This window comes from Rhodococcus sp. IEGM 27 (assembly GCF_033142305.1).
GTDB classification, from domain to species: domain Bacteria; phylum Actinomycetota; class Actinomycetes; order Mycobacteriales; family Mycobacteriaceae; genus Rhodococcus_F; species Rhodococcus_F oxybenzonivorans.
Genome location: NZ_JAWLSG010000014.1, coordinates 53,740 through 67,448 on the forward strand (window position 1 = coordinate 53,740; position 13,709 = coordinate 67,448).

The 13,709-nt window shown below is 67.8% G+C and carries 11 protein-coding genes; 3 read left to right on the top strand and 8 right to left on the bottom strand.

Annotated elements, in window-relative coordinates; all coding sequences use genetic code 11:
* Positions 1-28 precede the first annotated feature (28 nt).
* From R4P95_RS29845 to R4P95_RS29855, 3 genes are all read right to left on the bottom strand, one after another.
* A complete protein-coding gene (locus tag R4P95_RS29845) occupies positions 29-1,153 on the bottom strand; it encodes a methyltransferase (RefSeq protein WP_213572749.1) in 1,125 nt (374 codons plus the stop codon).
* Between the two features lie 82 nt (positions 1,154-1,235).
* Entirely contained in the window at positions 1,236-2,330 is a 1,095-nt protein-coding gene (locus tag R4P95_RS29850; RefSeq protein ID WP_317747103.1) for a Glu/Leu/Phe/Val family dehydrogenase, read from the bottom strand.
* A gap of 6 nt (positions 2,331-2,336) precedes the next feature.
* Entirely contained in the window at positions 2,337-5,846 is a 3,510-nt protein-coding gene (locus R4P95_RS29855) for an indolepyruvate ferredoxin oxidoreductase family protein (protein WP_317747102.1), read from the bottom strand.
* Between the two features lie 138 nt (positions 5,847-5,984).
* On the opposite strand from R4P95_RS29855, the gene R4P95_RS29860 reads away from it, so the two are divergent.
* Both R4P95_RS29860 and R4P95_RS29865 read left to right on the top strand, forming a co-directional pair.
* The gene (locus tag R4P95_RS29860) at positions 5,985-6,497 is read left to right on the top strand and encodes an Lrp/AsnC family transcriptional regulator (RefSeq protein ID WP_109328528.1); all 513 of its coding nucleotides are present in this window, start codon (positions 5,985-5,987) and stop codon (positions 6,495-6,497) included.
* A 23-nt stretch (positions 6,498-6,520) separates the two neighbouring features.
* Complete coding sequence (locus tag R4P95_RS29865) at positions 6,521-6,979, top strand: 6,7-dimethyl-8-ribityllumazine synthase (protein WP_159921032.1); 459 nt, start codon at positions 6,521-6,523, stop codon at positions 6,977-6,979.
* A 5-nt stretch (positions 6,980-6,984) separates the two neighbouring features.
* On the opposite strand, the gene R4P95_RS29870 is transcribed toward R4P95_RS29865, so the two are convergent.
* Positions 6,985-7,632 carry a restriction endonuclease gene (locus R4P95_RS29870; RefSeq protein ID WP_317747101.1) on the bottom strand — a complete coding sequence of 216 codons (648 nt, stop codon included), beginning with the start codon at positions 7,630-7,632 and terminating at the stop codon, positions 6,985-6,987.
* A 335-nt stretch (positions 7,633-7,967) separates the two neighbouring features.
* Between R4P95_RS29870 and R4P95_RS29875 the strand changes: the two genes are divergently transcribed.
* The gene (locus R4P95_RS29875; RefSeq protein ID WP_162603204.1) at positions 7,968-8,120 is read left to right on the top strand and encodes a hypothetical protein; all 153 of its coding nucleotides are present in this window, start codon (positions 7,968-7,970) and stop codon (positions 8,118-8,120) included.
* Positions 8,121-8,143: 23 nt separating this feature from the next.
* On the opposite strand, the gene R4P95_RS29880 is transcribed toward R4P95_RS29875, so the two are convergent.
* The 4 genes from R4P95_RS29880 to R4P95_RS29895 form a co-directional block, all read right to left on the bottom strand.
* Positions 8,144-8,560, bottom strand: a complete 417-nt coding sequence (locus tag R4P95_RS29880) for a pyridoxamine 5'-phosphate oxidase family protein (protein WP_397517765.1) — start codon at positions 8,558-8,560, stop codon at positions 8,144-8,146.
* A 137-nt stretch (positions 8,561-8,697) separates the two neighbouring features.
* Positions 8,698-9,036 carry a ferredoxin family protein gene (locus R4P95_RS29885; protein ID WP_213572754.1) on the bottom strand — a complete coding sequence of 113 codons (339 nt, stop codon included), beginning with the start codon at positions 9,034-9,036 and terminating at the stop codon, positions 8,698-8,700.
* Positions 9,033-10,628 (bottom strand): FAD-binding protein, encoded by a 1,596-nt coding sequence (locus R4P95_RS29890; RefSeq protein WP_317747100.1) that lies wholly within the window; start codon positions 10,626-10,628, stop codon positions 9,033-9,035. The genes R4P95_RS29885 and R4P95_RS29890 overlap by 4 nt, the downstream gene beginning before the upstream one ends.
* A 98-nt stretch (positions 10,629-10,726) precedes the next feature.
* Positions 10,727-13,606 carry an FAD-binding and (Fe-S)-binding domain-containing protein gene (locus tag R4P95_RS29895; RefSeq protein WP_317747099.1) on the bottom strand — a complete coding sequence of 960 codons (2,880 nt, stop codon included), beginning with the start codon at positions 13,604-13,606 and terminating at the stop codon, positions 10,727-10,729.
* Positions 13,607-13,709 lie beyond the last annotated feature (103 nt).

Genomic DNA, 13,709 nt, shown 5'->3' on the forward strand with positions numbered 1-13,709 from the left:
GGTATTTCTCGGTGCGCCACGTCCCGGCCTATCGCGTCGAGGGCACCAGCCGCCACAGCGACGTCACTTCCCGAGCGCGCGCGGCGTGCAGTGGGTCGGTGCGGTCGGCAACCTTTCCGTGCCGCGGTGTCACGTCGCGGCGTCCGGCGACGGTAAGTCCGGCTTCGTCGAAGAGGGCCAGAAGTTGGTCCCGGCTGCGCAGTCCCAGATGCTCGGCGATGTCGGAGAGCACGAGCCAGCCCTCTCCCCCGGGTTCGAGGTGCTCGGTCAGACCCCCGAGGAAGCCGCGGAGCATCGCGCTGTCGGGGTCGTAGATTGCGTACTCGATGGGCGAGGTGGGTTTGGCGGGGATCCACGGCGGATTGCACACCACCAGGGGTGCCCGACCTTCAGGGAACAAGTCCGTCTCCACCAGCTGCACGCGGTCCGAGTATCCGAGTCGCTCCAGATTGGCCCGGGCGGAGGCGAGGGCCTTCGAATCAACCTCTGTGGCAAGTATTTTCTTCACGCCGCGGTGGGCGAGAACGGCCGCGAGCACACCCGTTCCGGTGCCGATGTCGAATGCCTTCTCGAGCGACGGCAGCGGGGTGTCCGCTACCAGGTCGACATATTCGCCGCGGATCGGGGAAAACACGCCGTATCCGGGATGAATTCTGGCACCCAGGGCCGGAATGTCGACGCCCTTCTTCTGCCATTCGTGGGCACCGATCGCGCCGAGCAGGTCGCGCAGAGTGGTGACCGTGGGCTGATCGCTCGGCCCGTAGGCCTCCAGCACGGCCTGCCGCACGTCGGGAGCCCGTCGCAACGGAACGGACTGATCGGCGTCGAACGGGACCAGCAGCATGCCGAGAATTCCCGCCCGCCTCGACTGCGTCTGCCGGTGCAAGTGAAATGCGGTCGCGGGGTCGTCCGAGGCCTTGCGCGGTTTGCGGTCGGTACGCTTCGCGACTGCGACGGACAGTTGCCGGGCGTTGTGAAAGTCGCCGCGCCACAACAGCGCGGTCCCCTCGCAAGCGAGACGGTAGGCCTCGTCGGCTGTCATGGTGTCGTCTGCCACCCGGATCTTCTTCGGCGGCCTCGCACCGCTGGTAGACCGCCACACCGCCGAATGCTCGGTGCCGTCCTCGGTCCAGCGGACGAACTCGTTTTCCATGAGGGAGAGCGTAGGCGCTTCGCGCCCGTGAGTGGTTAACGAGTGCAGAGACTCGTTAACCACTCACGGGCGGCGGAGCCGCCTACCTGGCTGCAGCGATGCGTGCCTCCGCGACGGCGTCGGCTGCGGCGCCGGCGAGGATGCCGTTCCGTCGGGCCGTGTCGAGGATCTCTACGACGGTGTCGAAGATCTTCTCGACCTGCGCGCGGACGTCGGTTGCCGGGGTGCCGATGCGTTCGCCGGCCACCTGGATGATGCCGCCGCCGTTGGCGACGTAGTCGGGCACCCAGGTGATGCCGCGTTCGTCGAGGTCGTGCTCGACCGCGGGGTGGGCGAGCTGGTTGTTGGCGGCACCGCAGATCACCTCGGCGGTGATCGCGGCGACGGAGGTGTCGGTCAGGGTGGCGCCCATCGCGCACGGCGCGTACACGTCGAGGTTCTGATCGATGACGCTCGACGCCACCTTCACCTCGGAGAAGTCGCGGACCACCCGGTCGAGGGCGGCGGCGTTGACGTCGGTGGCGACCACCGAGGCGCCGTCGGCGAGCAGCAACTTGATCAGCTGGTAGCCGACCTTGCCGGTGCCCTCGACGCCGACGGTGCGCCCGGCAAGGCTGGGGGTCCCCCACGTGGCCTGGGCGCCGGCCTTCATGGCCTGGAAGACACCGAGCGCGGTCATCGGCGCGCTGTCGCCGGACCCGCCGGCGGATGTGTTGCGTCCGACGACGTAGTCGGTGGCGCGGCCCATGACGTCGAGGTCGTCGGAGTTGGTACCCACGTCACCGGCGGTGATGTACCGGCCGCCGAGCGTCTGCACGAAGCGGGCGTACGCCTCGAGCAGCGCCTCCGACTTGCCGGTGGCCGGGTCGCCGATGATGACGGCCTTGCCGCCGCCGAGGTCCACTCCGGCGATCGCCGACTTGTAGGTCATGCCCCGCGACAGCCGCAGCACGTCCTCGAGCGCGGCGGCCTCGTCGGCGTACGGGTAGAAGCGGGTGCCCCCGAGGGCAGGTCCGAGTGTGGTGTCGTGAATCGCGACAATCGCCTTCAGGCCGGTGGCGGGATCCTGGAAGAACGTGACCTGCTCGTGCGCCGAGTCGGCGGGAAAGTCGGTGCGTCCGAAGACACCAGCCTTCTCGGGCAGCGCAGTATCTGTACGTTCGACGGTGAGAGTCATCTTTTCTCAGGACCTTTCCGGAGTGGTGATCGTGATGGTCGAGGTGTCGACGCCGAGTTCGGCGAGACGCTGGAGGTAGACGGCGACATTGCGGAGTTTCACGTCTTCGTAGCCCCGCACGAGGTCGGGTGCTGCGGCGATCTGAGCGGCGGTGTCGTAGTTCTCGGCGGTGAGATCGGCGATCAGTTCGCTGACCGTCGACTCGAAATGCGCGAGCAGTTGACGCTCGAGCCGGCGAACCTTGGCGTAGCCGAACGGGTCGAAGGCGGTGCCGCGCAGGAACTTCGCCTTGGCGAGGGCTTTGAGGGCGACGTGGGAGCGTGGCCCGAGTCCGATCTTGTTCTTGCGGCCCATCGCCTTGAGGACGGGCGGATGCAGCTTGTAGGTCAGCTTGCCGGCGCCGGGCACCTCGCCCGCTGCGGCGTCGAGGAAGGCCTGGTCGGTGAGCATCCGGGCCACTTCGTACTCGTCCTTGTAGGCGGTGAGCTTGTGCAACCCGGCGGCGACGGACTCGCTGAACTCGGTGCGGTCGCCCAGCTCGCGCTCGGCGTCCCACGCCTGTTGCACCAGGGCGATGTAGCGGGCGGCGACCCGGTCACCCTGGAAGGCAACAAGATTGGCTGCGCGACGTTCGGTGAGCTCGAGCGTCGTACCGCCCAGGGTGGACCCGGCGAACAGGTGCGTCGGAACGACGGTGTCGCTGCGCTGCGGCACGGCGGCCGAGCTGGTGGCGGCGAGGAAGGCTTCCCGGTCGGCGACGGCGACGCGTCCCCAGTGGAAGGCAGCCTTGTTGGACTCCACGGCCACCCCGTTGATTTCGAGGGCTTCCTCGATGAAGCGGGCCGGAACGGGAAGTCCGCCGGCCTGGTAGGCCGCGCCGACCAGCAGGAAGTTGGCGGCGGCGGTGCTGCCGAACAATGCGGTGGCGGCGGCGAGCCCGTCGATCGCGGTGAGCTCGCGGGCCGAGACGTCGAGACGCTCGAGCAGCTTGTCCTCGTCCGGGTAGCGGACAGCGGGGTCGTAGACCATGTCGCCGGTCGGGGTCTGGCTGGTCGATGCGACGGTGATGGTGCGCTCGGAGCTGCCGTACCCGGCGTACTTGGCGTCGGCCGCGGTCAGCAGGTCGAACGCGAGGACGCAGTCGGCGGTCGCGGGGCTGATCCGGTTGGACGGCGCCGAACTCCCCGAACGCGTTTTCTGATCACTGAGCCGCAGGTGCGACGTGACGGGTCCGGCCTTCTGGCTGAGACCGGTCTGGTCCAGTCCCTCGACGTGCAGCCCGGCACGCAACGCGGCCATGCCCAGCACCTGGTTGACGGTGACGATGCCCGTACCACCGACACCGGCCATGAACAGATTGTGCGTTCCGGTCCACACGGCGGGATCGGGGTCGCCGACCTCCGGCGGAACCGGGATCTCGTGCAACGTCTTCGGCGCGTCTTCCTCGGGCAGCTCGACCGTCACGAACGACGGGCAGTCGCCCTCGAGGCAGGAGTAGTCGGTGTTGCAGCTGGTCTGGTCGATCTTTGTCTTGCGACCGAATTCGGTGTCGACGGGCTGCACGGACAGGCAGTTGGACTTCACGCCGCAGTCACCGCAGCCCTCGCAGACCGCCTCGTTGATGACGACGCGGGTACGGCGGGTGGGCAGCTTGCCGCGCTTGCGCTTGCGGCGGGCCTCGGCGGCGCACTGCTGATCGAAGATCAGCACGGTGACGCCCTCGATGTCCCGCAGGACGCGCTGCGCCTCGTCGAGACGGGTGCGGTCCCACAGCAGTGTGTTGGCCGCGAAGCGGGCTCCCTTGTGCCGTTTGGGGTCCTCGGCGCACACGATGATCTGCTTGACGCCCTCGGACGCCAGCTTGTGGGTCAGCTGCGGGACGGTCAGCGCGGCCTCGGCGTCCTGCGCGCCGGTCATCGCGACGGCGGAGTTGTAGAGCACCTTGTAGGTGATGTTGACGCCGGCGGCGACGCACGCCTGCACGGCGAGCTGACCGGAGTGGAAATAGGTGCCGTCGCCGACGTTCTGGAACATGTGCGGGACATCGGTGAACGGGGCCTGCCCGATCCACTGCGCGCCCTCGCCGCCCATCTGCGTGAGCATCGTGACGGAGCTGTCGGTGCGACCCGACATGGTGACCAGGGTGTGACAGCCGATGCCGCCGCCCGCGATAGAACCCTCGGGCACCGCGGTGGACCGGTTGTGCGGGCAGCCGGAGCAGAAGTACGGGGTGCGCGACGTCGGGAGGACGGTCAGCTCGAGACGCGGCGGCGGGGCCGGCGTCAGCGCGACCCGATCCTTCAGGACGCGGCGCAGCGGCCCGGTGAGGCGGGCGGCGGTGAGTTCACCGTCGACGGGGATCAGGTTCTTGCCCTGCGCGTTCTTCTTGCCCAGCACGGCAGGAGCGCTCGCGGCGCCGTAGAGGATGTCCTTGAGCTGCGACTCGACGAACGGCATCTTCTCCTCGACCACGAGGACCTGCTCGACGCCGTCGGCGAGTTCGCGAACCTTGTCGGCGCCGAGCGGGTAGGGCATGCCGACGCGGAGGATGCGGATGCCGGCGTCCTCGAGCTGGGAGTCGCCGAGCCCGAGGTCGAGCAGGGCCTGGCGCAGCGAGTCGTAGGCGGTGCCGACGGCGGCGATGCCCAGCCACGCGCTGCGCGGGTTCACCTCGATCCGGTCGATGTCGTTGGCGGCGTTGAACGCCTCGACCATCGCCCAGCGCGGCCCGTAGAGGTCGGCCTCGGCGTAGACACTGTCGGGCGGGGACGCCAGCACACGCTGCCGATACGACCACGGCCTGCCGTTCCACTCGATCTCGGGGAGCACGATGTCGAGGTCGGCGAAGTTGCGGTCGAGGGTCCAGAGTCCGTCGGCCACGTCGGCGACGATCTTCATGCCCGACCAGCAGCCGGAGATCCGCGACAGCGCCACCCCGTAGAGGCCGAAGGCGATGACCTCCTCGGCGTTGCGCGGGAAGAACACCGGCATTCCCATCGCGGCCATCGACCGCTCGCTGGCGCAGGGGATGGTGGAGGACTTGGCGTTGGGGTCGTCGCCGACCAGGACGAGGACACCGCCGCGGGCGTTGGCGCCGTACATGGCGGCGTGCCGGATGGAGTCGCTGGCGCGGTCGAGACCGGGACCCTTGCCGTACCAGACGCCGACGACACCGTCGTGGGTTCGCTCGCCGGCGGGAAGGTCCACCTGGCTGCCCCAGACCGACGTCGCGGCCAGTTCCTCGTTCATCCCGGGCACGAACTTGACGTCGTGATCGGTGCTCAACGTGGGGATCGCGGCGATGGTGCGGTCGAGGCCGGCGAGGGGGCTGCCCTGGTAGCCGGAGACGAACGTTGCGACGTTCAGTCCCGCGCGGCGGTCGCGTTCGTGCTGCTCCACCATCTGGCGGGCGATGGCCTGGACACCGGTCATCAACACCGGGCCCGAGTCGGCCCGGTATCGGTCGGCGAGATCAAAGGATGCTGCACTGGTACGAGCGTCGTCTAGCTGAGTCATCTGCGATTCCCGATCCGTCGCGTTGAGCATTTCGTGAGCTTGATCCTGTATCTGGTCTAAGATTTGGTCAACGCAAATCGGTTCAACTGATCAGTTCACGCAACAGGTGACGGTCGTCACTTCCCGGAGGTGCCCAAAGTGCTCAGCATCGACAAGCTCGACGTGCAGTTGCTCGGACTGCTCGGCAAGGACTCACGCATGAGCGTGGCCGAACTCGCCAACTCGCTGGGCGTCGCCCGCAACACCGTTCAGTCCCGAATGAAGCGGATGGAGACCAGCGGACTGCTCACCGGCTTCCGCCCCAACCTCGACCTGGCTCAGGTGGGCATTCCGATTCAGGCCTTCGTCGGACTCGAACTCGAGCAGGGCAAACTCACCGCGGTCGGCAACCGGCTCGTCGACCTGCCGGAAGTCATCGAGATTCATGCGACCACCGGCCGCGAGGACCTGCTGGTGCGCGTGGCCACGTCGACGCACGCCGAACTGCAGAAGCTGCTCGAGAAGATCGCCAATCTCCCCGGGATCACCCACTCCACCACCACGATTGCCCTGACCAGCCCGCTGCCGTATCGGATCCAGCCGTTGCTCGAGCACCTCACCGGTGAGTCCGGTTGGGGTCGATCCACGGCCCTGCCGCGTTCGCAACGCTAGGACCGGTGCAGTAGTTTCAGACCATGAGTGAGAGTCAGGGACGGATCGCGTTCATCCAGGCCACGTGGCACCGCAACATCGTCGATCGCGCCCGCGACGGCTTCACCGACGAGGTGGCCACGCTCGGGTACTCGAAGGACCAGCTGGACTTCTTCGAGGTGCCGGGCGCCTTCGAGATTCCGCTCCACGCTCGCCGCCTCGCGCTCATCGGACGATACGACGCCGTCGTGGCGGCTGCGCTCGTGGTCGACGGCGGAATCTACCGGCACGAATTCGTCGCCACCGCCGTGATCGACGGCCTCATGCGGGTGCAGCTCGACACCGATGTGCCGGTGTTCTCGGTGGTGCTCACCCCGCACCACTTCCACGAGCACGAGGAGCACCTCACCTTCTTCGGGGAGCACTTCGTCAAGAAGGGCGCCGAGGCCGCGCGCGCCTGCGTCGCCACCGTCAGGTCTCTGAAGGCACTGCCCACCGAATAGCCCTGCTACCTGCCCGGCACCTGTCGGTGCTGAAGGTAGAGCAACCAAAACACCGGGGCGCCGACCACACTCGCGATCGTGGCGAAGACGCGCAGTCCGACGTCTCCCTCGCCGAAGGGGGCGATCAGCAGGACCAGCGTGCACACGATCGCGCTGATCAGGCGCCAGTGAGCACCGAGGAATGCCGCGACCCGCGCCCAGACAGTGCGGGCGACGGAGAGCACGGGCGACGCCTTGCCAGGTGCCGGCGCCTGCGATGGTGCCGACGCCACCGCAACCGCCGAGTGACGCGCGGCGGTAATCAACTTCGGAGCGTGGCTGCCCACCGGCGGTGTCTCGCCGTCGGCCTCGCAGCGAAACAGGGCGATACCTAGTGCCTCGGCGTACTCGACGGCGTCGTCGGTGTATCCGGCGGCCGCAAAGTACAGAAGGTCGCGGCCGGAGCTCGTGCCGCGGGCGCCGTACAGATTCTGCAGATCCGCCCGGTCTGCGCGTCCGCCGCGCCATTTCACCTGCGCATAGGCCCGCGCCGAATACACGTCGATACCGCCGTCCACACCACCGAGCAGCGCGGTGGCGTCGTGGTATCCGAGTCGCTGCATCTGCTCGGCTGCGTTGACCTCTGCTTCTGCCGCCGTGCGTATGCGTGCCATGCCATTCCTCCCCCACAACTCGAAAACAGTCCTTCCTGTCGACGGTACCCGGACGTTCGCCCAAATCAGCTATCTGCGGGCGAACGTCACAGCCAGACCTACGAGTTGGTGGGCGGTGCAGCGGTTTCCACCGAAGTCGCGGATCGTGGAGGTAGACAGCGTGAGAACCAGGAGTGGTGAGAATGAGCTGGTGGCATGACCGGCGGTGTTCCGTCACCCAGGACGCAGCGTCCAGTAATTAGCTGGTAACTACTGAGCAATACGGCAGGTGGAGGATGGGGGTCGAGACGGTTCCTCCCGGGCCGCTCGGGCACTCGCAGAAGGAGTTGTTTCCCATGACGGATGCACGACCACACGTCGAGCAGTCGCGCCCGGTCCGCCTCGAGGACCGACGCAGCGAACCGGCCGGCGCGGTCTCGACCACCGACCTTGCTGCCGTCGTCGACGCGCTCACGGGCGAGGGCCCCGACGATAATGTCGATTTCTGAGCGCTGCTCTGCGCGTTCGGGTGTCAGGAACCCTTGCCGTAGTCGACACTCAGCCAGTGTTCGGGCCGCATGCGAATGAGGACGGCACTGGCTGCGTCGAAGGACTGCTCCACGAAGGCGTCGACCTCGTCGGCGGGGAGGTACCGGGTGGCGAGGCCACGGATGTCATCGGCAGTCGGTGACTCGTCGAATCTCGCGGGACCTTCCACGCTGACATACCGATACGGCGGCGCCTCGTCCTGGGCGACGAGACTGTATCGACCCGCCGCCCGGATCAGGCGTTCTTTCAGCGATCCCCGCCCGGTCCACACATAGACCTCACCGCCGGGTTCGTAGCCATACCAGATGGGAACGGCGAGAGGCGCACGACCTTCCCTATCGACCGCGATCACGCCCACATGGAGTGCCGCGAGGAACTTTTCACGATCGGCTTTGCTCATGGTCATCTCGGACACGTCGTGCTCCGATCTACTCGATTCGCTCGGATTCGCCGGTGCAGGCAACAACACCAACTCGCGACGATACGACGGTATTCCTCGCTGTGAGCGGTAAACGAGTCCCTGGACTCCTCAACCACTCACGGGCGGAGCCTCGGCGGCGGCGCGCCGTGCGGCAGGGCGGGGCCGATCGCCGTGAGCGATCCGGCGATTCGCCCCTTTCCCCATCCGAGCTTTTCCCGGTAGCGGCCGATGTGCTCGTCGGCGATGTGCTGACCGTCCGGCAGCGGCGTGGACCGAGGATCGACGTAGAGGGCGTCGACGGGGCAGTACGCCTCGCACATGAAGCACGTCTGGCAGTCGGATTGGCGGGCGATCACCGGAACCCCCGACTCGGTGCGGTCGAAGACGTTGGTGGGGCATGCGTCGACGCACTTGTCGCAGCCGATGCACGCCTCGGCCAGCACCACCTCGATCACGAAGCCACCTGCAATTCTGCACCTTTGAGCGCTCCGGCCGCGGTCCACACTTCGTCCAGGCCGCCGGTGAGGATGTGATGGTGCTGGGACAGGTCGAGGTCGGGGAAATCGGCTCGCTTGCTCATGCCCCGCGTTTCGGTGCGTGCCAGCGCCGAGTGGTACATCCAGCGGCCGACTGCAGTGATCGCCGCCGCCTGCCTGGCCCGGACCCGTTGGTCACCGGAGTCGGCGCCGAGGCCCGAAGACACCACCGTCCACAACGACTCCAGTTCGTCGAGGGCACCCTGAACGCGTCCTCCGTCACGCAGCAAATTCTTCTCGTACGGGAGCAGTTCCGCTTGCGCGGCCGCCACGACGGCCGGGGCGTCCACTTCGGATCGCGACGTCGGCCGCAGCCCGGCTCGGCCCACCGCGCGGAGCTCGGACGCGCGAATCCGGCCCACCGAACGAGCGAAGCCGGCGGCACCCGTCCCGGCCCAACTGCCCGACGACATCGCCCATGCCGAGTTGTGGCTGCCGCCACCGGTGAATCCTCCGCAGATGCGCTCACGGGTGGCGGCGTCGCCGGCCGCGAACAATCCGGGAACCGTCGTGGCGCAGCTGTTGTCGACCACGTCGATGCCGCCGGTTCCTCGCACGGTGCCTTCGGCGAGCATGCTCACCTCGAAGCGGTCGGTGAACGGGTTGATGCCGCGACGATCGAACTGCAAGAAGAAGTTGGGCTGACCCAGTCGCATCTGTCGCTGCACCACGTCGTCGGCGCGGTCGAGCTGCGCGTAGACCGGCTCGGACAGCAACGTGCGCGCTATCACCGAGCGACCCTTGGTCGAGCCGGCACCCTCGAGGACGCTTCCGTCGGCGCGGAAGAAGGTGGCGTAGCCGTAGTAGGCGGTCTTGGTGATGGTCGAGTTGGCGGGCACGATGGCGTAAGCATTGGAGAATTCCATCCCGGAGAACGTGGCCCCCACCTCCGCCGCCATCAGCGCACCGTCCCCGGTGTCGACGTTGGTGCCGAGCGCGCGGGACAGGAATGCGCAACCCCCGCTGGCGATCACGACCGCGCCGGCAGCGACGCGATAGTCGCGGTGATCCTGACGCTGGTATCCCGCCGCGCCGCGTACCACGCCGTCGGCGTCGACAAGGAGCTCGAGCGCCGGTGAGTGGTCGAGGATCCGGACGCCTGCCCTCTTGATCCACGCCCGCATCCGGCGCATGTACTCGGGTCCCTGCAGTCCGGTGCGGATCTGCTGTCTCGTGTCGGGGTCAACGGGGAACGGATACCTTCCCTCCTCGCCGAGAAGGTTCATGTTGACGTACGTCTGGTGCAGGACACGGTCCATCCACTGGTGGTCGGCGAGGTGACCGCCGAGCGTCTCGCGGCTGGCCTTCGCCTTGGCGCGCTCGGCCGGGTCGGGCTGCACGTACCAGACCCCGGTTCCCGAGGGTGCCGTCGCACCGCTCGTCCCGCAGTACCCCTTGTCGACGAGGACGACGTCGGCGCCGGACTGGGCGGCGCGCAGAGCCGCCCACGCACCGGCGGGCCCACCGCCGATGACGAGAACGTCGGTACTCAGGTCGAGAAGTTCGGTCATGAAGGACACTCCTGTCGGCGCGGACATCTGCCCCTCCACGCTTCACCACGACCGCGGCCGCCGCCATCGTCAGAATCAGCGTGAACCGAACAGGCCGCCTAGGGCCCCGGGTCGAGGAGTTCAGCCAGGTGCATCGACGACCTCGACGGTTCGAGTTGGCGCACCTGCATGTGGCAGCTGAATCCGTCGGTCAGGACCGCGGCCTCGTCGGGGGTCGCGCGTAGGGCCGGGGCGAGGGCTTGTTCGGCCACCTGCATACTGACGTCGTAGTGCTCGTCCTCGAATCCGAAGTTCCCCGCCACGCCGCAACATCCGGTCGCTTCCCGCACCCGCGCCACGCCTACTGCTTGCAGGGCTTTGCGCTGGGTGGCCGCACCGAACACCGCGTACTCATGGCAATGGGTCTGCACGGTGACGTCCTCCGGAAGCACGGGGGTCGGTTGCCACCCCGCCGCGACGCGGTCGAGCACCGCACCGGCGAAGCTCTGCACTCTGGCCGCAACCCGTCGTGCGGCATCGGTGTGGACGAGTTCGGGCAGATCTTTGCGCAGTGCCGCAGCACAACTGGGTTCGAGGACGACGATGGGACGGTCTGTGCCGTCGTCGAGCAGCTTCGCCGCCTTGGTCAAGGTTCTCTTGGCACGATCGAGTTGGCCGGTCGAAATCCAGGTCAGGCCGCAGCATGCGTCGCTGCGACACTGGGAGCTGAGCCCCGCCTGCTCGAGCACCCGCGCGGCCGCGCCGACTACCTGCGGCCGGAAACCCCGCGTGAAGGTGTCGGCGAGCAGCACGACATCAGCGGTCGAATTTCCCGACGTGCTCCCGACCTCACGCCGAATCTGCTTGCGCGAAGCGAACTCCGGCAGTTCTCGGTGGGGGGTGATACCACCCAGGCGGGCAGCGATCTTCGCGAGCCGTCCGGTGGTGAGTGTGTTGACGACGGGAGCCGACCGTTCCGCGGCCCGAAGCCACACCGGCAACCAGCCGAGCGAGTAGTGCGACAGTGGACGGAGTCGGCCGCGGTAGTGGTGGTCGAGGAATTCGGCTTTGTAGGTGGCCATGTCGACACCCACCGGGCAGTCGGTGGAGCACGCCTTACAGGACAGGCACAGGTCCAGGGACTCCTTGACGTCCTCGGAGGCCCAGCCGTCGGCGATCGTCGGCGAGTTGCGCACCATCTCTTGGAGGGCACGCGCCCGGCCGCGGGTGGAGTCCTTCTCGTCGCCGGTCGCCCGGAAGCTGGGGCACATCACGCCGCCCGTCGACGCGCGGCAGCGGCCCACGCCGATACAGCCCTGCACCGCGTGGACGAAGGGGGCGACGGGCACCTCACTGGTGGGTGTGAGGTCGAAGCTGGTCTGCCAGGGTCGTGGGTCGACGCCGTCGAGTGCGAGACTTCCGAGCAGTGGTTCCGGATCGACGATGCTGCCCGGATTGAGCAGCGCGGCCGGATCCCAGAGCTGTTTGAACTGGGCGAACGCCGACATCACGGTCGGCGAGTACATGAGCGGTAGCAGCGACGAGCGTGCGCGTCCGTCGCCGTGCTCGCCCGACATCGAACCGCCGAACCGGACACACAGTTCCGCCGCCCGGTGGATGAACCGCGACATGACGTCCCGGCCTTCCTCGGTGCGCTGATCGAAGTTGATGCGAATATGCATGCATCCGGCACCGAAGTGGCCGTACATCACTCCGGTGAGGTGGAACTCGGCGAGAAGCGCCTTGATGTCCACCAGGTAGTCGGCGAGTTGCTCGGGAGCGACTGCGGAATCTTCCCATCCGGTCCACGACTCACCGCCCTCGACGAGCCGCGCAGACAGTCCGGCGCCGTCCTCACGCACTCGCCACAGCGACGCGCGTTCGGCGGGATCCGCGACCACTCGGGCTTCGACGAGCCGTCCCGCCGCCCGCAGCTTGGACACCAGTTCGGCGCCGCGCCGCTCGACCTCGGCGGAATCGTCCCCGTCGAGATCGACGTACAGCCACGCCGAGCCTTCGGGAAGTCCCACGACGGAGTCGGCGCCGCGGAGGTGTCGCATGGTGTCGACGATCGCCGAGTCGATGCCCTCGATCGCCGCCGGTGCGTACGCGAGGAGCATCGCATTGTCTCGCGCCGCGTCCACCAGGTCGCGGTAGCCGAGGCACAACAGCATCGCCGCCGGGGGCACCGGCACCAGCGCCACGGTGGCGGCCACGATCACCGCACACGTCCCCTCGCTCCCGACCAGGGCGCGAGCGACGTCGAATCCGTTCTCCGGCAACAGGTTCGCGAGATGAAATCCGGACACCTGCCGCGGGATCCGACCGAGCTCGAGCCGGAACTCGGCGAGGTGACTGTCGGCCAGGTCCCGCAGCCCGGTCCCGATCCGTTCTGCTTCGGCCACGGCGGACGCGTCGTCGGGGTCGGTGGCGCGGACACCGTTCCGGGTCGTGGTCAACCGATGTCCCCCGGCGGTGACGAGGTCGAGCGCGATCACGTGATCCGATGTGCGCCCGTACCGCACGGAGTGGTTGCCGCAGGCGTCGTTCCCGATCGCACCACCGACGGTGGCGCGGGACTTACTCGACGGGTCGGGGGCGAAGGTGAAAGCCCCGTCCGTCGCCAGCTGGACCTCCTTCTGCAGGTCCGTGAGAACGATCCCGGGTTCGACGACGGCGGTCCGCGCGACGGCATCCACAGAGTGGACGGCGGCCATGTGCCGGGAGAAGTCGAGGACCACTCCCCTGCCGATGGCGTTGCCGGCGAGCGAGGTACCGCCGCCGCGACTGGTGATGGGTATCGCACGGTCGGTGCATGCCCGGACGATCGACACCACATCGTCCACGGTGCGTGGAAACGCCACGGCCAGCGGCGGCACGCGGTAGTTCGAGGCATCGAAGGAGTACTCGGCCCGCCGTCGGGACCCGGTGTCGAGGTCGATGCCCCGCGCCGCCAGGTCAGCGCGGAGGCTGGTGGCAAGACGGGTCAGCTCAGCCACGCGCGTCCTGCCCCTCCGTCTCGAAGTCCCGTCCGGGAAGCGTAGTCGGCAAGGCCATGGCTACATGGTCGAGTCACGCCCTGGGATTGTCAACAATCACACG

Excerpts from the sequence above, each read along its gene's own strand:
- R4P95_RS29845 (WP_213572749.1), bottom strand. The coding sequence starts at position 1,153 with ATGGAAAACGAGTTCGTCCGCTGGACCGAGGACGGCACCGAGCATTCG.
- R4P95_RS29870 (WP_317747101.1), bottom strand. The coding sequence starts at position 7,632 with ATGGCACGCATACGCACGGCGGCAGAAGCAGAGGTCAACGCAGCCGAG.
- R4P95_RS29890 (WP_317747100.1), bottom strand. The coding sequence starts at position 10,628 with ATGACCGAACTTCTCGACCTGAGTACCGACGTTCTCGTCATCGGCGGT.
- R4P95_RS29850 (WP_317747103.1), bottom strand. The coding sequence starts at position 2,330 with ATGACTCTCACCGTCGAACGTACAGATACTGCGCTGCCCGAGAAGGCT.
- R4P95_RS29880 (WP_397517765.1), bottom strand. The coding sequence starts at position 8,560 with ATGAGCAAAGCCGATCGTGAAAAGTTCCTCGCGGCACTCCATGTGGGC.
- R4P95_RS29865 (WP_159921032.1), top strand. The coding sequence starts at position 6,521 with ATGAGTGAGAGTCAGGGACGGATCGCGTTCATCCAGGCCACGTGGCAC.
- R4P95_RS29855 (WP_317747102.1), bottom strand. The coding sequence starts at position 5,846 with ATGACTCAGCTAGACGACGCTCGTACCAGTGCAGCATCCTTTGATCTC.
- R4P95_RS29875 (WP_162603204.1), top strand. The coding sequence starts at position 7,968 with ATGACGGATGCACGACCACACGTCGAGCAGTCGCGCCCGGTCCGCCTC.